Genomic DNA, 20,868 nt, shown 5'->3' with positions numbered 1-20,868 from the left:
CTTTAAAATTTGAATGCCATTCGATTTAATTCGCGTCGAATTGCTTTTTCTGGACTATCTGTTGTTTGGATCACTACAGATGGTTGGAACGTTTTTGAATAATCATTGCTTACGCTACTACTGCTATTGCTGATTGTGGACGACTGGCGTACTGTATCCGTATTACGCGCCAAACTACCATATACGTTTTGCATAGCTGATTGTACTTTAGCTGCTGATTGCCGTAGTCCAACAATAAACCCTTCATTTGTGTATTCACCTAAACGTCGCATGACACGTGACGGACTATGAATATCTAATTCGGTTTGAGTCGTTTCAGCGATTAACTGTGCGATTTCTTCCACAGTTTTTTTTAGCTCGTCTTTCTTGTACTGCATACCGTTGATTAAACCTTGCACCGCATCGGAGCCTATGGTTGTCATTTTCGATAACTCTTGTGAGCTTACATTTACTACAGCCCTCATAGCTGTTTTCCACTCTTTTTGATACTTTGTAAGTTGTGCATCTGTTTCATCGCGTAACAAACCCACTTGTTTTTCAGTATCTAAACGTAAACCTTCTAGCTCTTTTGTAGCCTGTTGTCGTGCTAGTTGACTCTTGGTCTTCCACAATTCTGTATACTCGGTCAATTGCTCGTTAGATAGCGTTGTGAGCGCCTTGATTTGCTGTGCAGATTTTGGCCCCATTTCTTCTAATTCTTTTAATAAACCGCTATCTAGCCCTCGCTCGGCTAACGATGCAATGTCGTTCATCCAATCTTCAAGTGCATTTGTTTGTGATTGTAAGTTGCCCATCAACTGTTCGCCTGTTACCGTATCTTCACTTGCTGTGATTTCATCAAATAAACCTGCAAAGCTCACCAAAGATTTTGTGCGATCATCAAGCGTTTTATTATAGTCATCCCATAATTTCGTTGAGTTCGTTACATAATCTTCTTCTGCCTTTTTAATATTGTCTAAATACGTTTCAGTAGCCGCGAGGGTTTCTTGTTCAGATTTGTAACGTAGCTCTTTCAGTTTGTCTTGGATGCTTAAATATTCGTCGCTACCTTTTCTGAAGTTATCTAAGCGATTTTCCCAATAGCGCACTTCCCACGCTAATGTTTTATCATCATATTTAACTTTGTCATTGTAAGTAGCTTCATACTTTTTCAGACGTTCAGCTTCTTTTTGGAATGTTAAATCGGTGATTTTGTCTTGTACTGCAAGATATTCTTCACTGTTTTCTTTAAATTTAGAAAGACGTTTTCGCCAGAATTTAATCTGTTTGTTCAGAGAAGCATTGTTGTACTTTTCTTCATTAGAAATTTGCTTTTCATAGCGTTTCAGATTATCTGCTGCGGCCGAATCGCGTAACTCTTTGATTTTGGCATTAAGTTCTGATTCCGAGCCTTTTACCTTACTGCCATAATCTTTTTTCATTTTTTGCAATGCGTTAATATACTGCTTATTGCTAATTAGATCCGCATTGTAATTATTTTTAAGCTCTTTCAAACGTGCGTTGTAGTCAGATTTGATATTAGCAGTTTGCTTTTTATTCGCTTTATTAATTTCAACGTCGATTTTTTTAATGCCATCAGCATAATTTTTGTACTCGGTTTTTAATTTATTCAGTTGATTGATGTATTCTTTTGTATCAATCTTGCCGGCATTATATTTCATCTGAACATTTTTTAAATCGTTAGTAAATTGGTCTTTAACTGCCTTCGCTTTTTTAGCTGCTGCTTGCTCGGATTTTTTATCTGCTGTAATACCTTTTGCAAGACCGGCATCAATATTTTTACCGATTTCATCGCGCATCCAACGTGACGGCGAGTGAATACCTAATGCGCCTTTGATTTTACTTTTGATGTTACCAGCAACTTCTTGAATAGCTGCGCCAACGGCACCTACTCCCGATTTGATACCATTGACCAAACCTTGAATGATATTTTTACCGATGCTCGACAAGTTAATGCTCGTTAAGAAAGATTTAGCAGCATTCCAACCGTTCTGAATCGCTGATTTAACACCATTCATTGCGCTTGATACAACTGATTTCAAGCTGTTAAATACACTCGTTACAATTGATTTGATGCCGTTGACTGCGCTTGTTACTACACTTTTTGCGCCATTCCATGCTGACGTGATAACCGACTTAATGCCATTCATTACGCTTGTTACGACTGATTTGATACCGTTAAATACTGACGTAACCACAGACTTAATACCGTTGACAGCGCTCGTCACTACAGACTTAATACCATTCCATACACTCGTTGCCACTGACTTGATAGCATTAAATACGCTTGTGACAGTTGATTTTAAAGCGTTAAAAGCTGTACTTGCTGCGGTTTTAATTGCATTGAATACAGTCGTTAAAGCACTTTTAATGCCATTCCAAACCGATGTGGCAGTACTTTTAATAGCGTTAAAAATAGTTGTAATCGTTGACTTCAATCCATTGAAAACGGATGTGGCAGTTGATTTCAAACCGTTCCAGACGCTTGTTAGTGTCGATTTGATGCCATTCCACACTGACGTAGCAGTTGATTTAATCGCATTGAATATTGTAGTGATCGTAGACTTTAACCCGTTGAATACAGATGATGCTGTACTTTTTAGGCCATTCCATATACTTGTTAATGTTGACTTGATTGCATTCCACACCGTCGAAACTACTGATTTAATGCCATTCCACAATGTACTAAAGAATGAAGTCAATCCAGCCCATATTGCTGATGCACTAGAAACAATTGCTGACCATATTGTAGTGAGTAAAGATTGTATTCCTGACCATGCAGCGCTGAATACGCTACTTACTGTCGTCCAAATTGTAGAAAAGAATGTAACAAGCGTCGTCCAAACCGTTGTAGCTGATGTAACAATAGCAGTCCAGATAGTCGTGAGTATTATTTGTAACCCTGTCCAAGCTGTACTAAATATGGTGCTTACGACTGTCCAAATGGTGGTGAAGAAAGTTACTAAGCCATTCCATATTGCAGTACCTGCAGTGACAATACCGGTCCAAATGGTTGTTAGTACCGTTGAAATTACTGTCCATACAGCAGTGAATACGGCTGTGATACCGTTCCACAGACCGCTAAAGAATGCAGTCAGTAATCCCCACGTGGTTTGTGCTATACCAACTATACTTGCCCAAACTGCTGTTAATGTTGCCACAATACTGGCCCATGCAGAAGATAGGAATGAGCCTATGGCGGTGACGACGGTCATGAAAATATTTGAAATACTCGTCCACAGATTTGAGAAGAACTCTTTTATCGCTCCCCAGTTGCTATAAATCAATACTCCTGCCGCGACAAGTGCGACAATGGCGGCTATCGCTATTGCAATAGGTGCCGCAATTGCTCCGAATGCTACGCCTACACCTGCCATGAGTGTGCTTATGACGGTGAAAATTGGCGCAAGTGCCATAAACGCCGCGACGATTAATCCGATGACTGCGACAACAGCCGCAATAGTGGCTGCTAATGTGCTATTTTGACTAATCCATTCAGCTACTTTTCCGATGAATTCGGCTACTTGAATAAGTAAAGGCATCATAGCTTCTTTAATATCAAGTAAAGCCTTTCTTAATTTAACGAAATCACTTTCATCCATAGTGCCTAAATCTTTTTGTAATTGTTTAGTTGCTTCACTTAAATCAAATGTGGATTTCGAAGCATCCCCTAATGTTTTGGTTATATTTGCGCCTTGATCCTCATACATTGTCAATTTTGTTATCGTAAAGGCTTTTTATCCTTTACTTCTTATGATTTCCCATAAGTTCGGCATACATTTTCAATGCAAAAAGACGAACAATTAAATGTTCGCCTAAGCATTGTCGGATACTCGTGGGTAGATTATATTTATTCACTACCTATGCTCTACGATGTTTCCTAGCCTTTCGCTATCTAGAAAGTTATCTCGGTATTAGCATTATAGTTTAAAAATTCTTCAAGTTGGTTTGTAGTGTTTTTCCCGAATCCATATTTAGAATGAAATTTTTTGTGACAAGTTTTGCATAATGTAATGCCGTTAGAAATACTCAACCTAAGTTCTTTAGCTGTATCCCAAGATTCGATGTGATGAGCCTGTAGATTTCCTCCTGTGCTATCATTGCATTTTTTACATGTATAATGATCGCGAGAAAATATACTATTCCTCCAAATACCATAACCTTCTACTAATCTAGCTTGTTCTCTTTCTTGGTCAGTTTTATTAGGGTTATAGTTGGGATTTTCTTTTCCGAACCTTTGAATACCGAACATAGGATTTTTTTCTCCAGCAAAATCCCTTTCTTTATACTTATACACTACTTTATTTTGTCGCATAAATTCCCTATGGCATTCTAAGCAAACTTTATTATCTTTTCTTCCGGATTTATATTTTTTCCCACAATTTTTACACTCGTGACTATATCTCTCTGAATCTTTTTTTCTTTCGCAAATTTTGCAATATGAAAAAGCGACATATTTGCCATCATAACTTCGCTTTCTTTTATTGAAATCTTCGAGAGATTTTTCTGTTTTACAAGAAGCACATATTTTATTGCCTTCTTGTGCTTGTGGTTTATCGCCATTTCTACGCTTACGATCGCATTCTAGGCAATAACTTCTAGTTCCGTCAGGCTTTCTTTTGTCTTTCACAAATAAAGATAATGCTTTATTTTCATTACATATTCTACAAATTTTCAAGACAATCAACTCCTTTTAAGTGAGTTAATTATACCATTGTACCAAAGAATTTTATACCTAAACCATTTTAGCCTTCACCGATATTACCCGATTTTACTTCGGCACAATTTAACATCTACCGAAGATTGCTGTTCCAAGAGCTAGACGTGTAGTATCATCTTCAATAGTCGATAACCATTTAGATACTTCATTCATTGCTTTGGAGCCTTTTTTGCCACCAGACGCTACATCTTTTCCCCATTGTTGGAATTTTTCTTTTGATACATCCGTTTTGGATAATAGTTCAGTCATTGATTTCGGAATTTCTTGCCCAAATTCAGCCATACGAATACGACCCTCTTTGATGCCATCCAAAAGGTTATCAATATTCCAACTTCCCGTATCAACTCCAGCAGCTATAATTGCTTGAATTTCTTCCGCATTATATCCAGCCATTTTTAATTGAGTTCCATATTCACTGATAATATCGAGTTGTTCAGCTGGAAAACCCACATCCAATAAAGATTTTGTCATACCTAATGCTTCTTCTTGCGTAATCCCCATGCTCTTACCCATCTCATATGATTCTTGGATAAGCTCATTAAAATCAATTGCCGAATACGCACTCGCTATCATACCGGCCCCTTTGACAATTGCCGTGTTACTAGAATCAGATGCATCTTTATTTAATGCCCATTGTCGCTGTACGCCTTGTAGCGCTTCTTCTGCGTCTACGCCATATGCCGCAACGCCGTTTATTGCGTCACGAACACTTGCCCTTGAGCTTTCTGGCACATCAAACATAATTTCAATTTTTGTATCTAAAGTTGATACATCTAATGCTTGTTGCACAGTAGCCGCTAAACCACCTGCGCCGGCCAATCCTGCAAGACCTGCCTTGATACCGTCGCCAATTCCTTCGACTGCATCAGTAGTCTGCTCGGCTTGTCGCTCAATATCTTGTAACTCTCGTTGTAATCTTTGTAAATCTGATGTGCCCGAACCTGCTTGTTGTAACGCTGAACGAAATCTATCTAAATCAGCGCCGGCACCTAATGCTTCACGCCCGATTTGTGTCAATGCTTGCTGTAATTGCTGACTACTTGCACGTCCTTGTGCGATAGATGCAGTAAGCTGTGGACCTAAAACATGAGCAAATTCTTGAACGCTCGTTCCCGACGCTTCAAAATATCTACTCAACTGTTGTGTCGCTTGTGCTACGCCTTGTTGCTCACTACGCGAACGTTGTAATGCAGAATTAAAACTACTTAACTGTGCTTCTGTTTGACCGATTTCACGTTGAAATGCTCGGTATTCTGCTACACCTAAATCACCACTCGCAAATGCGGCTTCAACTTGTTGTTGAGCTTGTTTTAATCCGTTTAATTTTTGTTCAGTCTGTTGAATGCTTTGGCCAAGTAAATCTTGTTGCTGTCGCACTAATGTGATGTTATTCGGATCTAATCGTAATGCAGCTTGCACTTGCTTTAATTCGGCGGTTAATCCACTTGAAGCCGCTTCGACACTTTGCAGCGATGCACGTACATTATCTACAACCGATGGCACAGGCGTAAGCTCATTGCGCATCTGTTGAATGTCATCCGCTACTTGTGCAATCGAGCCACCTTCTCCTACTTGCTGTAGTGCAGTACGAAAACGTTCGACATCAACATCGGCTCCTATAGCAGCTTGGCCAATTTTCGTAATCGCTTGGTCAATTTGTGCGGCAGAGGCCGTTCCATTTTGTATAGCTGTCGTTAATTTATTCCCTAATACATCCGCAAAGTCTGCTACAGTAGTGCCCGTTGCATTGAAATAAGTTTCTAAATCTTGTGTGTTCCGAGCCAAATCTTGCATGGTTTGTTGAGATTGCTGCAGCTGTGTTCGTAGCCCATTTAATTGACCTTCTGTAGTTTCTAACTCCCTTTGGAATGCTCGATACTGTTCGACACCTAATTGGCCAGATTGAAACTGCTGCTCTACTTGTGACTGTACACTTTTTAATTGCTGTAGCTTTTGCGATGTTGCAGCAATACGTTCACTTAAAATTTCTTGTTGCTGTGCGATAAGCGTTGTATTACCTGGATCAAACTTTAAAGCGCGCTGTACTTCCTTTAATTCATTTTGCAGACTTTTTGATTGTTTATTTACATCGCTTAAAGCTGTTTCAAGCCCCGTTGTATCGCCGCCAATCTCTACCGTAATCCCTTTGATTCTGCCAGCCATTCTTCCACCATCCTTTCGACAAATAAAAAAAGAGCGCTATTAACGCCCTTTGAGTTTTTCAATATCAGCCTGTGTCGCCTTGCGTGACTGATTTTCTTTGTCTGATGGATGATGAAGATCTTGATATGCATCAATGTAATCGAGTGCCATTCCAACGGTCATCATCTCCATATCAGCATATTGCAGCTTAGCAGTTCGACACAAAGCTAAATAAACTTCGGTATTAAATTCAGTTATTTTTTGTTCTTCTTGCCCTGCTTCACCGGTTTGTTTTTTTTAGCGCCTGCATTTAATGAATCAACTAATAAATTAACGACTTGTGGCATCACTTCAAACACATCAAATTCATCAAATTGTAGCAACCATTCATCGCGCTCTAGAATTGTACGGTCCGCAAACCAAGCGAGCACATACACAATGTCATATAAAATATCGATATTTAAATCCTCAAATGACTTAGCATGTTGCATATTTTCAACTACTTTTAAATCTTTAAAAATGTCGCGCTTTGTTAACTGTTTATATTTAACAGGAAAAAGAGCATTCGCTTCAAAGCGAACACTCTCCTTCCCAATTTTAATTTTTGTCATGTCAATAGCCCCCTAATGCTAGATTTCTGGAATTTCCACTGGCTCTGTTACTTTAGTATAGAATGCGTCATATACAGCTTGTGGTGTTTCTGGACCCGTTACCCACTTAATCGCACCGTCAGCTCGCGGTGTCGCTTTAAACGGCAATTCAACCGTATTTACTTCTGTAGAATCTTCTTTTGTTTTAGAAGATGTACCAGGACGGTTTGCGCTCACATTGTAGTAAACAAAACGGTCTGCCTGTTGGTCGCCATCAATTTCGAATAAAAGTGCAAATGGTTTAATTTTTGCATTCGCATTTTCGTATAAACCACCGTTTACAAGCGTGTAACCTAAAATATCTGTGTAAAATGAAATTGGTAATTTCGCAAAGTTAAAGTTACCTTCATAACCTTGGTTGGCAATTGCTTCATAAAAATTAATATCATCTGCAAAGAAGCTTGATGATTCACCTGCTGGATCTGTAGACATTTCTGTAGCACCCGGAATGCGTACCGGTGTGCCATAAGTAACTTTGCCATCCACTGTTTCGGTGATTGGCGCATAGTGTACGTTTTTCAAGCCAAACGTGACTTTGTTTTCTTTTTTCATTATTGTTCCTCCTAAATTGTTAAATAGTACGTGCGTTTAAACACGCCTTCTTCCTCAATAAAAATTTCATCTGGGTCCTCATAAAAGATTTCATGATTATCCAGTAATGTTTCTAGCTGGATTTCTAATGCTTCATCTTTTTCAGCCATATAAAGCTCAACATCTACATGCTTTTCTTTATAGAATACTTTGTTGTCAGCACCTACTGTACTGTCGGAATCATTCAAGTAAACAATGAAAGGCAATGGTTGCCGACTTTCAAAATGATGATAAGCCACCAGTAAATTTAGCGTTTGAAGAATGTTATAAAGCTGTTGTAAAGTCATCCTCCTAGCACCTCATTTAAACCATTTAAAAACTGCTCAATAGCTTCTTGTTCAACAGGTTGAATATGTGGTCTTGCCGCAACCCGTCCACCATTGACTTTTGCATGACCTTTTTCAAGTAAATGCGTAAGCTGATAGTGTCTGGAATTATGAATAACAAAGCTGGTGCCTACTTTTTTCACACGCCAACTTTTTGCATATTTTCCTTTTCGCTTAGGGCTTGTGCTTTTCAATGTGGCAGCACCTTCATTAGCCGTTCGTTCCGCCAATTCTTCTACTTCTTCTTTGGCCACATGAGCATAGCGATTAAGTTCTTCCATGATGGCATTATTCAGTTGATTGATTTGCACCGCTTCTCACCTCACAATAAAGTTCGATAAAATCACCATTTTCAAATGTGCGATAAATACTGTAAATCTTTTCTTCATGGCGAATATAAAGTTCTTGATCATAATCTAGTAAATGCACTTTAAACATAGCGGATGGACGCAAACCCGATTGACCAGCAGTAAAATATTCTGTTCGCGTAACACTTTTCTTTTTACAAAATACTTCGCTAGGAACAAAACTTTTTCTTTCTTGTCCTAATGAAGTTTTTATAATTTGTTCTTGCATCAATTCTGCTACATCATTGAGCATATCCATTGTAATCACCTGCCAACGCCAAACTAATTTTCAGCATGTCGTATGAGGCTTGGTATTTATCACTAGCCTCTCCTGCCATACCATATGAAGCCTTACAATATAACTGGATAGCTCGATAAATTAAAGCATCGTCTACATCCAACTTATGAATACCACCTAGCTTCAAATCGATTAGCGCCGCTTCAATCGTTGCCAATAATTCATCATCCAATTTGTCATGCTTAATGCGTAGGCTTGTTTTAATCTTCTGAAGTAATTGGTCCATGTTGCTGCACCGCTTCTAACAAAGCTTCTTTCTTCATTTTGTTATAGCCTTCGATGCCTAAATTTTTAGCAATTTGCTTCAACTCAACGTAATCAAGTTCTTCTACAAACTCTGTTTCGCCAGCGATATAGCCTTTCTCAATTAAAAAAGCAACACGTTCTGAATCAGTTGATTCATACGCATTGCCTTCGTTATAACCGATTAGCGTTTGCTTATCGATAAATGCCTTTAACACACGATGTTTCATACAGTTCCCCTCCTAAATAGCAGCTGCCTTATTTAATACAACTAATGAGCCATTATCAACCGATTTACCATCTGCAATCATAATAGCTTTCGTTACCAAATCGTCCGTTTCATTATCTTCATACTTTTTAACACCCATTTGGTAGTTTGTATTTAAGATATAGTCTTTGAAATTGTACAAGAATGCGAACGGATTACCTGTTGCAGCTGAATCAAATGAATCAAGGTAATTGCACAGTACAACACTACGGCCAAGTAGCGAGCGCTCGATAGCCCCTGCAATACCATAGTTTACGCGTCCAATTGGTTGACCATTTTCATCTTTAATACTGGCCATCTTCATGAACGTTTTCTTTGTCATTACATAGACTGCATTTGTTTCGTACTCTAGCGGTAATGCTGCTTCTACATCGACTAACGTTTGATATTCAATTTTGGCCACGTCTAATAGCTGCCCTTCATTTGGAGTTTCAGCTAAAATCCCTTTCGGTTTGCCAATACCATCACCCGAAATAATCGCCTGTTCAAGCGCAATTGTCATTGCTTCAACGATATTGTTTACGAGCACTTGCTCAAAAACAGCTAGTGCCATCGTTTCAACTTCTAATGTCACCGCTACAGCACAGCGTAATTTATGGTAGTTGAACGTAATAGAACCTGTTGTTTTCTTTTGATTTGCAGAGCCACTACCTTCTGCCACCCATGTCGCTTTTGGCTTAACTGTAGATAATGGAATTGTAAGGCCGCCCTTAAACGATGTATTCGTAATAAGAGGCAAAATCATCCCTGATGCATCTAGCTTTTCAATAATGCGATTTAGCACCGTTTGCGGAATGACCGAGCCGATGTCACCCGTATTCGTTGTTTCACGTAATTCGGTTGGAATAGGTGCATCACGTAATACAAAATCCATGAATGCATTTCGATATGCTAATTCAGATTCTTCTGGCGAACGTGTTTCAGGTTGGCCTGTCATATTGAACGTGCTGATTGTACGAGATTCTAATTCGCCGTTATTAATTTGCTCCGCTTGCTGCATTAATTTCTCGCGTTTTTCCACCGCTTCGTACTCTTCATCTAATTCACGTAATTCTTTTTCAAAAGCATCTAAATCAACTTGCTCATTGCCTTCTAACGCCGAACGAATTTCCGCTTTGCGTTGTAAAATTTCTTTTAATCGTTTATTCATTATGTCACCTCTATAGGAAAGTTTTTAATAGTAATCGTTGACGGCGTTCTTGTCGCCCTTTTAATTCCATATGCTCTTGATATGGGTCATGAGATCGTGCAGCTACTTGTGAATCTGGATAAGCCGGGAATGCTACTGGTGAAATTTCAAGTAACTTCGCTTTTGTAACGGTTCGAACAACATTGTCAGGATCTGCTTCATCCCATTCTTGCTTTAACATACTAAACCCGAATGAAACGCCGTCCACATCGCCACGCTTAATTGATTTATAAGCATCGTCACCTAATGTTGTATCCGGTAAATCAAGCTCAAAACGTAATCCTAAATCATCTTCAAACAAACGTAGCGTTCCGTTTTTAGTACGGCCTAACACTTTAGATGTATCATGTGACCACAACGCCTTTTGGTCATCATTCGTTAATGATTCCGTAAAAGCTCCACGTTTAAACTGCTCTTTAAATCGTTGAAAATATCCCATTGGTACGGACTTCATTTCCCATTTGACCGCATAGCCGGTTAATACACGTTGACCGCCTTCATCCTCACGAATCTCCACTTGATTTGTCGTCAGGTTGCGCTTTTCCGTTGCTTCCATCTTTTTCACCTCCCTTCTTGGCATTGATTTCAGCCGTATCTAGACGGCGAATTGCTTTATCTCCACCTTCGATTGGTCCTAATGATAAAATCGAACGCCATTCATTTGGTGTGAGCGCCCCTCTATCGACCATTTGTACAAGGTTCATTTTTGTACTCATCGATGCATATTGCAGACTGGCTGCTTCAAAAATAATTTTGTTTCCAAAGCTACGTTCTTTACGCGTGAATAACCTACGTGTGAACTCATTTGCCAATTGCAGTGCATCTGGCTCAATTTGTGCCTCATAATAGGCATTCCATTCATCTTCGGTATAATTCGACTGCACGATTTTTTCGTTTGTGTTAAAGAACGAATAAATGCGTTTTGTTGTATTATCTACTTGCTTTTCATTTGGCACATACGCATCATTTTTAACTTGTTGTAAATCATAGCGCGTATCTGCCGCTGCCGCACCGCCACTATTTTTATCAATCGATAAATAGTTTTCGGTAAACCGCTTCACTTCATTCTCCATATCTGTTGGCTGTAAAATCGTTTTAAATTTCATTAGCCATTTAATAGAGGCGCTATTTTTGATTGCCTTAACGATGCCTTGGTCAGCTGTTGCAACAATTTGTAAAGAATCGCTTAATGCTTCTCCAGGATGTGTACCAAAAAAGTCATCATCATTAAAATCGTTTCTTAAATGGATAATGTCCTCATAAGGTACAGTCATTCTTTGGCCATTCAAAAATAAAAAGCGGAGAAAAATTTCTCCACTTGGTCCCTCTTTCAATTCGATGCTCGCAGCCGGTACTGGGTAAATTTCAACCGGTAGACCACGTTCATCTCGCTTAATATAGGCAAATGCATTATTGTTAAGTGCTAATTGCGTGGCCATCTTTTCTTGAAATACTTGGCCCGTCATAATTGGATTCGGTTCTTCTAACAAAAATCGAATATTTACGTTTGGATTCACTTTAAATTCTTTTTCGTTTTGTCGGATATGCTTTGCTGCAAGCTTTCCAATCGCTTTTACTTTTGGCCGAATAGCTGACCGAATAATATCGGACTTATACAGCTTTCCATCCCATTGAAAAAAGCCATTACCAGTGTCTTGAATCAATTCAAATCGACTCCCTACACTTGGCTCTGACTTCTTTCCAAATATTTTTTCGAATAGCCCCATGATTCACCTCCTAAATCATCTGCAAATACTCGGCGCTCTTATCTTGCAAAATCGTATAAGCATTTAAGAGTGCTGCGGTGCCATCAATACGGCGGCGCTGATTCTTTGTCTTAGTTGGCTGGATATTTAAGTTTTTATCCATTTCAATGGCCGTATTTGACAGGCACCATTTATCGATAGGATTGTTATTATAATTAATCGTATTTGCTACCAAATCGGCTTTTAAATTGTACATTGGACCTGACAACGTCTTTTTCCCTTGATGAACAGGTATCATTGCCTCCGAACCAAAATGACCTTTCATATCCTCAACCCAATATTCAGCTGACCAGGCATCATAACCAATCCAAGGTAAATAAATACCATACTCATTACGCTGCTCCAAATACCACTCTGTAACAAACTTCGGATGCACCTTATTACCAGGTGTAACACGCAATAAACCACGCTCATACCATAAATCGTATGGTATGCGGTCCTCTTTCGCGCGCGCTTCTAGTAATTCCTCTGGCAGCCAATACATTTGGTTCACATAAATTTGTGGATCGCCCTTCACCATAAAAATAACTTTGGCTGCAGTTAAATCCGTTGTCTTTGATAAATCGGTGCCGCCAATGCCATATTTAGGTTTCAACTGCTGTAAATCAAAACTAGCTGGATTATTGAGTTCTTCGAATGTCAGCCATGCTTCACTTATCGTTTCTGGAATATTAAAATCCTTTGTGACAAGGTTTTTCACTAGCATTGGATTGGACTTTGCTTTATTTACTTTCGTGCGCAGCGTATCGCGGCGCTTAATTGTATCAAGCCCCGGATTCGCTTTCTGCCACGCATTTTCGTCCATCCATTCTTCACGCTTGTCTAACTCATAAATAATTGGCAAAAAGCGTTCGTCTTTATAGCCATCAGGGTCTGCCAATCCATTGAGCAGCATCACCGCTTCATCGTATTTCATATCATAGACAGATTCTCGAATAGTGCCAGCCGTTGTAATCATAAAAATAAGTGGCTGCTCCCTCGCCGACGTACCATCGACAATAACGTCATACAAGTTTTTGTCCTTCCAAGCGTGAATTTCGTCCATTAGTGCGCCATGCACATTCAAACCGTCCAATGTCTCACTATCAGAGCCAAGTGGTTTAAAAGTCGAATCATTAAAATCTGCTCGCAGTTCCGAAACTAATGGCTTAATGCGTTTTCTTAGTGCCGGTGATTTAGTTACCATTCGCTTGGCATCGGCCCAAACTAATTTTGCTTGGTCCTTTTTCGTGGCCACAGCATAAACTTCAGCACCAGGTTCGCCATCAGCCGTTTGTAAATATAGCCCTAGCCCCGATGCAATAGTTGATTTGCCATTTTTACGTGCAACAACTAATAACACCTCTCGATATTGCCTTGTACCATCAATTTTATGAACAAAACCAAAAGAGGCAGCAATAAATGCCTGTTGCCAAAGCTCCAACTCAATCGGTTGGCCGCCCCATTTCCCTTTACTATGCTTACAAAAGTTTTCAATAAACTCAATCACATGGTTGGCGCGCTCTGGCCGATACTCAAATTCACCAACCTGCTCATAAATCCGCTGTACTAAATGCTTATAAATTTGCTTCACCTTCGTACCAGCAACAATATCGCCCGCTTCAATTTTGTTGTAGTAATCAATAATAGGGTTATAAGCAACTGGATAACATTTAAGCACGTCGATTCACAAAATCATCAAAGCCATCACTTTCAGCCTTCTTCACAATTTCCTTTGGAAGCAAATCTGTTAGCTGCTTAATGATAGATTGATAGTTTTTATTCATTTGTTGGTACTGCCGAGCAACGGGACGCTCTCTTTCATATGGCTCTTGTTCGCCTTGACTAAACAATTCCACAAATCCATGTTCGTCGAGATCTACTTCCATAACTTCAAGTGTCACTCGCATAAAAGCAGCACGCCGAATGAGTCCATCGGCTACCGCTAATTTATCTTTTTGAATTTCCTTATAGTTCCGTTTCAATCGACGTTCTTCTTTGATAATTCGCTCTGCTTTCGTCAATTCTTTCTTTACTGGCATAAAAATCACCTTCTTTCCTGGGGAGGGGGGTCACGCGCGAAACCTGTGCATTACATGAGGGTACCCTCTCGGTCCCATGTTTACGGGCTTTTTAATTATTTATAGGGGGGCTTCCTCGTTAGAAAAATCCTCAATAAATTTAGTAAATACTTTTTTAGATAAAGAAATTGTCGCTTCACGCATTTGTTTCGGTGAAAATTCATCTTGGATATTGTCAAAACAATTATGCAGATAGCACACTTGCTCTTGCGTTAAATCATATTGCTGTTCGAGTTCCGGGAATGATGCCATTAATACGCTAGCCATTACTGCATTTTGTAGACTATCGAGTTCCATCTAGTACTGCACCTAAACCTTCTAACTGATGCACCTTGTTCATGCCACTAACAATGACTACAACTTCATCTGTGCTAATTGAACGGCATACATCATGTAGTTTGATGATATTACCTTTTGAACATCTAACATTGTCTCCTACAGTTTTCATGATTCTCTTCAGTCCTTTATAGATATTAGATTGCCTTCACTATCAAACTTCACGCCCTGACGCACCGGACTATATTTCTCATGGTGCTCTTGGTTGTGACACGTTTGGCATAAATACTCTAAGTTCATATGGTTCAACGTAATCTCTGGATCATGTATGTTGCTGCTGTTGATGTGTACCTTGTGATGCACAATCTTTCCAGGCTCTTTGCATCGTTCGCATAAGCCATGCACCTGTACGATGTACGCAGCACGACACTTACGCCATGCCGCACTCTTGTATAGCTTCTTAGCTTCATGTGTATGCTCTAGCATACGCACCATCCTTTATATGTTTGTTCATTATTCATCAATACAAAACAGCTACTAAGCCTTGCTAACATACTTAATAGCCGTTTAATTAGGGAGAAAATTCTAGTCGAAAGGATTGCTCCTTTCACTATATACGTGTTCTTGCATACCTATACCGCGTGAATGTAACATATCTAGCAGAGTGTTGTATTCACTAACATGGCTACAAACCTTGATGTATCAACATTCTTAAAAAAAGTTTTATTTGAATGTAACAAGCACCCTCGTTATGTTGTATTAGAATAAGCACAAAAGATAACGGTTGCTGTTATATCAACAACGAACCGCACTCAATACTTTTATTTATGTAGATGCATAATGATATTATCTACTTGCTCCTGTTCAATCCCTATATATCGTAATGTAATCGTCTGGTCATCATGGTTAAAGATACGCATCAGTGCACCCACATCTTGATTAGACTTTTGATAAAAGCGATAGCCGAATGTCTTACGTAATGAATGCGTTCCAATGTCGCCTGTATAACCAATTGCTTTCGCCGCTTGCTTCAATATACGATATGCTTGCACACGATCTATTGGCTGCTGCTTACCAGTCTTAGTACGCTTCCGACTCTTTATCAAATGCTCATTGTCTTTCATCCCTTTGATATAATGCTCCAATGCTTTTTTTAATTCATAATTAATGACTACTTGATTAAACTTACCGGTCTTTTCCTCAAACACTTTCACGCTATCTTTATTACGCACATCTCTTACTCTCAATGGCAGAATATCTGAAACACGCAATCCGAGGTTCACACCAAGCATAAACATAATATAGTCGCGCTCATTCTTAGCGTATAAATAATCCGCGAACTCTTGTAGCTGCTCTTTGTCTTTAATTGGTTGTACAAATCTCATAGTATTACCCAACCTTCTGCTTGTATTTTTTCCTTACAGCGCGCCAAAACTTTCTGTACAGTTGAACGATTCATATTTAATGTTTGCGCAATTTCTCGATGCGTATATTGATTGGCTGCCAATACAAATACAGCACGTTCCTTTTTGTTGAGCACTTTCAATATCATTTTCACAATGCGTTCCTTATGCTGCTCTCGTTCCACTTCTTGCTCTGTTGATTCATGCTCAAATACTAAAGTGCCACCTTCAATTACTTGCTGTAGAATTGACGGATCCACACTAACTTCTCGTTCATATCCTGCGCGATTTTCAACACCACGCGTTGTACCCGGTTGTCGGCACGTTGTCATCCATTCAATCGCATACTTCAAATTACTAATCCAACTACGAATTGTGACCATTTCACCTTTTAAAAGATTTTGTTGCTCTTCATTTTCCGTATTTCCTAACTTAATCTGCGTTTTTTGCAGTAACTGCTGTGTTTCTTTTAACGTCATTTTGTATTCGATTAACAAATTCATTCTGTCATCTCCTTTTGGACAAATAAAAAAGAGGACAACAAATGAAAGCAGCGTTTTGCTACTAACATTCGTTGTCCTCCAGAGGGCTGGTGGGACTGAAATCTATTTATTCTATTACTGTAATACTATAAAAAGATAGAAGTTCCGATTCCCGTTTTCCATCAATAATGTCAAATACATCTTTACCATCTATAGAATTTGAATTAGTTACTTTATAAAGTTCTATTGTATAAGTTCCTTCTTGTCTCAATAATTTTTTATTCGGTATATTGATTATATTAATAATATTTTTAGGTTCATTTTCAGAACCGCTAACGTCTCTTTCGTGTATAATTCTTGCCATAAGAATCTTATCTTTTTCAATTTTAGGATTAAATCTAAGAACTGTTACTAATTTATAAATTCCTTCTCCAGCTACTGACCCTATATTAACTATAGCAAAGCTTTTAGATTCCTCTTTTTTATCCATCTTAATTTCGGTAAATATCCCCTTAATTTCTGGTAATCCTTCTTCATTTTCTTCTACACTATTACATACTAAACTATTAAATGAAAATAACATATTTTATTTCCTTTCTTGATCTCGTCTTTCAAATCCATTATCCATACCTACTATATTATCATAAGCAACTTCTGTTCCTGTACTTAGTGATTTTTTTCCAACTACTTTTTCAATTTCAATAATTTTTTGTAAAGTGGCCTCTACATTTTTTTGTAATTCTTTCATACTGTCTAAACTATCTTCATTAATTTCATTAGTTCTTTCTAAATTATAAAAACTTAAAAACATAGAAATTATACTTAATAATGTAGCTACTATTCCTAAAATAAGGCTTACCCACGAATTAACTAAATCCAAAGTCACTTCTTTATCTTTACTATAAATAAAACTTAAAATAAACATTCCAGCTAACGTAAAAATAATCAAAAGAACAACAACTATTAACCACCAATCCTTAATTAATGTCATAATTCTGTCTAATTTAATTAAATCTTTTCGTTTACTTAGATTCCCCAAATTAATCTTCCTTACATCTTTAAATTTTTCTTTCTCCAATTAAAACGGACAAAATAGATATCGATAGAGCTATTAATGTAAGCCTTGTAGTATTTTCTACTATTTCTTTTTCAGTGAAATTATCATACAATACAAAGCTAAAAGCTATTGACAATGGTACAGAAATGAATATATAAATGTTACCCAAATTACTCAACCATTTTATTTCTTGTCCACTTGCTATTACACCAATAGTAAATAAACATGTGAATATTGCCAAACATAATAAAACAACCGAATCTATTATCGAACTTAGATCTGGTATAGTTGCTAGAAAAAAAAACCTGTGATTATCGAAGCTATAAATAATCGATCCATATTCCCGCTAAATCCTCCTTAAATTATATCGTTAAAATTCTTCTCCCTCATTCCATCTGATTCTCTTCACCTTTCCTCCATGTGTCACAATATTTGTCTCCGCAAAAGCTGGTAATTCGCTTAACTTGGCCTTACCGTCACTTATAACAATCACGCATGTTGGTGGTAGCTTCATTATATCCAATTTTAGGTTATTTGCACTATCTAATTGTACTTCTTGTAGTCTCATATTCTCTTCCCCTATGCTATAATAGTTGTGGGTATATAGCATAGTAACGCACAAAAGAAGTGGCGGCTACCACTTCTTCGGCCTGGCATCAGACTTTATTGTTTGATGCCTTTATATATATATTCTGGTCCATTTTCGAAATAATTTTTGATATACATTAACGCTGCTGCTCCCGTTTTAAATGTTTCCTCAAATTCGTTGGCGCGAACTGTCAGCATTTTTTCGCTTCGTTCAATATCACAAGTGACCGTAATAATTGAATCCCCAATTTGTAATTTTTCGATGTTACGCGTGATCAGCTCAATATCTGTAATTTGTTGTAGCACCGAAAATATGGATAGCTGCTGCATTAACCCTCACGCTCCTCAACATCTAGGTAAACACGATGATAGAAGCTTTTTCCTCTGTCTTTGTATGGTACCGACTGCTGCAAAACACGTAACTCTTTTTGCTTATTTAATTTTTGAATAAACGATTCAATGTCTTTTAACTCGCCATGTAAGCGGATTTTAAGCATATATTTCACTCTCCTATGACTCTTCAATGTCACATACTAAGCACTCTAAGCAAAGCCATGTAGCTTGGTCTGTGAAACTTATATTGGCCATTACTTCACCTTCAATTGCATATGCTTGCGGTTTAATCACTAGACGACTACTTTCTTCACCACAATAGCTACATTCTTTAGGTGCTTCGCTAGCAACTCGTATACCAGCTTCCAAAATTATTGGTGCGCACATTCCCTATCCCTCCAATCGAACCGCCACTTGATAATTTTTCTTCCGAATCTTCGGCGGCTCTCCGTAAAATAAGTTTTTTAGCTTCTCAACATCGATTCCTGTCTGCTGTACGAGCTGTTTGAGGTTTCCCTCACCAATTAGACTATTATCGTCAAAAACCTTATATACGCCCCGTTTTACACGTTTAGCATGCAATTTATGCGATACTAGCGCTTTCTGTTCCTCCATGCGCGCAATATGCCCTGGCATAGAATAGTTGTAAATGGTGCGCGGCTTTACACCTCTTTCAGCAGCGATTTCCTCTAGCGTACCGATGGCCAATAATGCCTCGCCCTTATACAATGCGTATTCAACTGTCTCCACAAAAATCACCTGCCCCGTTGAAATTCCATTAACACCGCAAAGGCTCCCTCATAAAAACCTTCGCATTTCATTTCACCTAATTGTCGCCAACCTCTTAGCTCTTTATCTTGTACTTTGAGCTGTAGGTCATAACGTGTACTGGCTCGCACAATCTTTCGTAGCGGCTTATGCATGATAGACTTTGCGCAAGCGATGGTTTAAGTACGGATCATCAGCCACTGTCACCAAGTAACTGCTGCACATTTCGAATAAACGTGAGCCAATGGCATCGTTGATTTGTAGCAGCGTTTCAAAATCCAACTCACACGACAATAAAATAGGCTTTTTGTTTAAGTAGCGATAGTTAATGATTTCGTACATACGCTCTTGTGCCCATTCACTCGCTCTTGGTACTTTTTTTGATTGGCCATTCACCATTTTGGTTACAGGCTTGAATAAATCATCCAAGAACCAAACATCGACTTGCTGTGCTTGGTGTACGAGCTTATCTTTCAGCGCAAATTCATTCTCACGCATCTTTTCCATGATTTCTGCAAAAGGAAAATACATAACCGAAATATTTTGCTGTAATAAACCATTCGCAATCGCTGATAGTAAATGTGTTTTGCCAGAGCCGACTTGTCCAACAAGTGCAATGCTGTTCTCCATTTCATGACGGATGTCAGCAAAGTTGCTGTAGTACTTCAATGACTCTCGGCGCATTTTGCAAACAATCGGTGCGTGATCGTCTACTTCAAAATTTTTAAAGCCTTTCTTTTGGAACTCAGCCGTAATCTGTGAATTCTTTACAAGGCGTTCAATTTGCTTTTGCTGTTGGCAACTACATGAAACCCAATTTTCATTTTTCATTGGCTGACGCTTATAAACCGGCTTGTTAAATTCATCTAGGATAACTTTGCCATCTGCATCTTTTTCGATTGTTGAATAAAACGTAACCGGCTCACATTCTTCAATCCAGCCACCTTCGTCTTTGCAAACGTTGCACTTATACTCAATTTGAGCAGAATCCTCGGAGACTTGGTGCGCTTTCTCCTGTAGCGCTGCCATTACTTCCTCGAACGTTTTCATTGCCTTTCACCCTTTCGTTTAAATAGCCTTCAAATTTTGTACCGAATAAAGTTTGTGGTCGTAAATATTTAGCAAACTCATTGTTTAACCACGTAGACACTTTGTTATCGATGACTTTATAAAAGTCCTGTTCTGTAAAGCCTTCGTTGAAACGAGCTTTGATTAATTGCTGTGTAGCTTTTGAAGTGGCTCGATAAGATGTTTGAGCCTGTTGATTTAAATACGCGAGAATCGATTGATAAGGTATCGTGTCGGACTTGTCCGGCACAATATCTTTCTTTTCTTTATCTCTTTCTTTTTCTTTATCTATA

Annotated in this window: 29 protein-coding genes; all 29 read right to left on the bottom strand. The window is 38.5% G+C overall.

Translation table 11 applies throughout. From position 1 onward, the window contains the following. Positions 1 to 2: 2 nt before the first annotated feature. Positions 3 to 3,710, bottom strand: a complete 3,708-nt coding sequence (locus KTHG_RS04390; RefSeq protein WP_020189717.1) for a phage tail family protein — start codon at positions 3,708 to 3,710, stop codon at positions 3 to 5. 185 nt (positions 3,711 to 3,895) lie between these two features. Beyond that, positions 3,896 to 4,678 (bottom strand): HNH endonuclease, encoded by a 783-nt coding sequence (locus KTHG_RS04385; protein WP_020189716.1) that lies wholly within the window; start codon positions 4,676 to 4,678, stop codon positions 3,896 to 3,898. A gap of 108 nt (positions 4,679 to 4,786) precedes the next feature. After that, on the bottom strand, positions 4,787 to 6,883 hold the full coding sequence (locus tag KTHG_RS04380) for a coiled-coil domain-containing protein (RefSeq protein ID WP_020189715.1): 2,097 nt from the start codon (positions 6,881 to 6,883) through the stop codon (positions 4,787 to 4,789). A 233-nt stretch (positions 6,884 to 7,116) separates the two neighbouring features. Next, positions 7,117 to 7,473: a hypothetical protein gene (locus tag KTHG_RS04375; protein WP_020189713.1), complete on the bottom strand. Its 357-nt coding sequence runs from the start codon at positions 7,471 to 7,473 to the stop codon at positions 7,117 to 7,119. A gap of 18 nt (positions 7,474 to 7,491) precedes the next feature. After that, positions 7,492 to 8,064: a major tail protein gene (locus KTHG_RS04370; RefSeq protein ID WP_020189712.1), complete on the bottom strand. Its 573-nt coding sequence runs from the start codon at positions 8,062 to 8,064 to the stop codon at positions 7,492 to 7,494. 11 nt (positions 8,065 to 8,075) lie between these two features. Beyond that, positions 8,076 to 8,390, bottom strand: coding sequence for a hypothetical protein (locus KTHG_RS04365; protein ID WP_020189711.1), 315 nt, complete (start codon positions 8,388 to 8,390; stop codon positions 8,076 to 8,078). Further along, the gene (locus tag KTHG_RS04360) at positions 8,387 to 8,740 is read right to left on the bottom strand and encodes an HK97 gp10 family phage protein (RefSeq protein ID WP_020189710.1); all 354 of its coding nucleotides are present in this window, start codon (positions 8,738 to 8,740) and stop codon (positions 8,387 to 8,389) included. The genes KTHG_RS04365 and KTHG_RS04360 overlap by 4 nt, the downstream gene beginning before the upstream one ends. Beyond that, the gene (locus tag KTHG_RS04355; RefSeq protein ID WP_020189709.1) at positions 8,718 to 9,035 is read right to left on the bottom strand and encodes a phage head closure protein; all 318 of its coding nucleotides are present in this window, start codon (positions 9,033 to 9,035) and stop codon (positions 8,718 to 8,720) included. The genes KTHG_RS04360 and KTHG_RS04355 overlap by 23 nt, the downstream gene beginning before the upstream one ends. Next, positions 9,019 to 9,300, bottom strand: a complete 282-nt coding sequence (locus tag KTHG_RS04350; RefSeq protein ID WP_020189708.1) for a head-tail connector protein — start codon at positions 9,298 to 9,300, stop codon at positions 9,019 to 9,021. Before KTHG_RS04350 ends, KTHG_RS04355 begins: the two co-directional genes overlap by 17 nt. Further along, positions 9,275 to 9,547, bottom strand: a complete 273-nt coding sequence (locus KTHG_RS04345; protein ID WP_020189707.1) for a Rho termination factor N-terminal domain-containing protein — start codon at positions 9,545 to 9,547, stop codon at positions 9,275 to 9,277. Before KTHG_RS04345 ends, KTHG_RS04350 begins: the two co-directional genes overlap by 26 nt. Before the next feature lie 12 nt (positions 9,548 to 9,559). Further along, positions 9,560 to 10,735, bottom strand: coding sequence for a phage major capsid protein (locus tag KTHG_RS04340; protein ID WP_020189706.1), 1,176 nt, complete (start codon positions 10,733 to 10,735; stop codon positions 9,560 to 9,562). Between the two features lie 10 nt (positions 10,736 to 10,745). Continuing rightward, positions 10,746 to 11,330, bottom strand: a complete 585-nt coding sequence (locus KTHG_RS04335; protein WP_044527214.1) for an HK97 family phage prohead protease — start codon at positions 11,328 to 11,330, stop codon at positions 10,746 to 10,748. Next, positions 11,278 to 12,501, bottom strand: coding sequence for a phage portal protein (locus KTHG_RS04330; protein ID WP_020189704.1), 1,224 nt, complete (start codon positions 12,499 to 12,501; stop codon positions 11,278 to 11,280). The genes KTHG_RS04335 and KTHG_RS04330 overlap by 53 nt, the downstream gene beginning before the upstream one ends. A 10-nt stretch (positions 12,502 to 12,511) precedes the next feature. Next, positions 12,512 to 14,200, bottom strand: coding sequence for a terminase large subunit (locus KTHG_RS04325; RefSeq protein ID WP_020189703.1), 1,689 nt, complete (start codon positions 14,198 to 14,200; stop codon positions 12,512 to 12,514). Next, positions 14,193 to 14,561: a hypothetical protein gene (locus KTHG_RS04320; protein WP_020189702.1), complete on the bottom strand. Its 369-nt coding sequence runs from the start codon at positions 14,559 to 14,561 to the stop codon at positions 14,193 to 14,195. Before KTHG_RS04320 ends, KTHG_RS04325 begins: the two co-directional genes overlap by 8 nt. A gap of 99 nt (positions 14,562 to 14,660) precedes the next feature. Continuing rightward, positions 14,661 to 14,897 carry a hypothetical protein gene (locus tag KTHG_RS04315; RefSeq protein WP_020189701.1) on the bottom strand — a complete coding sequence of 79 codons (237 nt, stop codon included), beginning with the start codon at positions 14,895 to 14,897 and terminating at the stop codon, positions 14,661 to 14,663. Further along, positions 14,884 to 15,048, bottom strand: a complete 165-nt coding sequence (locus tag KTHG_RS21060) for a hypothetical protein (protein WP_020189700.1) — start codon at positions 15,046 to 15,048, stop codon at positions 14,884 to 14,886. Before KTHG_RS21060 ends, KTHG_RS04315 begins: the two co-directional genes overlap by 14 nt. Positions 15,049 to 15,056: 8 nt before the next feature. Continuing rightward, complete coding sequence (locus tag KTHG_RS04310) at positions 15,057 to 15,362, bottom strand: HNH endonuclease (protein ID WP_020189699.1); 306 nt, start codon at positions 15,360 to 15,362, stop codon at positions 15,057 to 15,059. A 335-nt stretch (positions 15,363 to 15,697) separates the two neighbouring features. Further along, entirely contained in the window at positions 15,698 to 16,261 is a 564-nt protein-coding gene (locus KTHG_RS04305; protein ID WP_020189698.1) for a site-specific integrase, read from the bottom strand. Next, complete coding sequence (locus KTHG_RS04300; RefSeq protein WP_020189697.1) at positions 16,258 to 16,782, bottom strand: sigma-70 family RNA polymerase sigma factor; 525 nt, start codon at positions 16,780 to 16,782, stop codon at positions 16,258 to 16,260. Before KTHG_RS04300 ends, KTHG_RS04305 begins: the two co-directional genes overlap by 4 nt. Positions 16,783 to 16,888: 106 nt before the next feature. Beyond that, positions 16,889 to 17,344, bottom strand: coding sequence for a hypothetical protein (locus tag KTHG_RS04295; protein ID WP_020189696.1), 456 nt, complete (start codon positions 17,342 to 17,344; stop codon positions 16,889 to 16,891). 3 nt (positions 17,345 to 17,347) lie between these two features. After that, on the bottom strand, positions 17,348 to 17,800 hold the full coding sequence (locus KTHG_RS04290) for a hypothetical protein (protein ID WP_020189695.1): 453 nt from the start codon (positions 17,798 to 17,800) through the stop codon (positions 17,348 to 17,350). A gap of 388 nt (positions 17,801 to 18,188) precedes the next feature. Continuing rightward, positions 18,189 to 18,386, bottom strand: coding sequence for an XtrA/YqaO family protein (locus KTHG_RS04285; protein ID WP_020189694.1), 198 nt, complete (start codon positions 18,384 to 18,386; stop codon positions 18,189 to 18,191). 95 nt (positions 18,387 to 18,481) lie between these two features. Beyond that, positions 18,482 to 18,736: a hypothetical protein gene (locus KTHG_RS04280; RefSeq protein WP_020189693.1), complete on the bottom strand. Its 255-nt coding sequence runs from the start codon at positions 18,734 to 18,736 to the stop codon at positions 18,482 to 18,484. Further along, positions 18,736 to 18,903: a hypothetical protein gene (locus tag KTHG_RS21055; RefSeq protein ID WP_020189692.1), complete on the bottom strand. Its 168-nt coding sequence runs from the start codon at positions 18,901 to 18,903 to the stop codon at positions 18,736 to 18,738. Before KTHG_RS21055 ends, KTHG_RS04280 begins: the two co-directional genes overlap by 1 nt. Before the next feature lie 13 nt (positions 18,904 to 18,916). Beyond that, a complete protein-coding gene (locus KTHG_RS04275) occupies positions 18,917 to 19,126 on the bottom strand; it encodes a hypothetical protein (protein WP_020189691.1) in 210 nt (69 codons plus the stop codon). Between the two features lie 3 nt (positions 19,127 to 19,129). Beyond that, a complete protein-coding gene (locus tag KTHG_RS04270; protein WP_020189690.1) occupies positions 19,130 to 19,489 on the bottom strand; it encodes a hypothetical protein in 360 nt (119 codons plus the stop codon). 165 nt (positions 19,490 to 19,654) lie between these two features. Continuing rightward, positions 19,655 to 20,557: a DnaA ATPase domain-containing protein gene (locus tag KTHG_RS04265; protein ID WP_020189689.1), complete on the bottom strand. Its 903-nt coding sequence runs from the start codon at positions 20,555 to 20,557 to the stop codon at positions 19,655 to 19,657. Then, positions 20,481 to 20,868 (bottom strand): conserved phage C-terminal domain-containing protein (locus tag KTHG_RS04260; RefSeq protein WP_186439489.1); only part of this gene is annotated, 388 nt, incomplete at its 5' end. The genes KTHG_RS04265 and KTHG_RS04260, both read right to left, overlap by 77 nt.

It is taken from the genome of Kurthia sp. Dielmo (genome assembly GCF_000307285.2).
Classification (GTDB): Bacteria; Bacillota; Bacilli; order Bacillales_A; family Planococcaceae; genus Kurthia; species Kurthia populi.
Note: the sequence above shows the minus strand (reverse complement) of the source record. Positions and strands in the feature narration are given on the sequence as shown.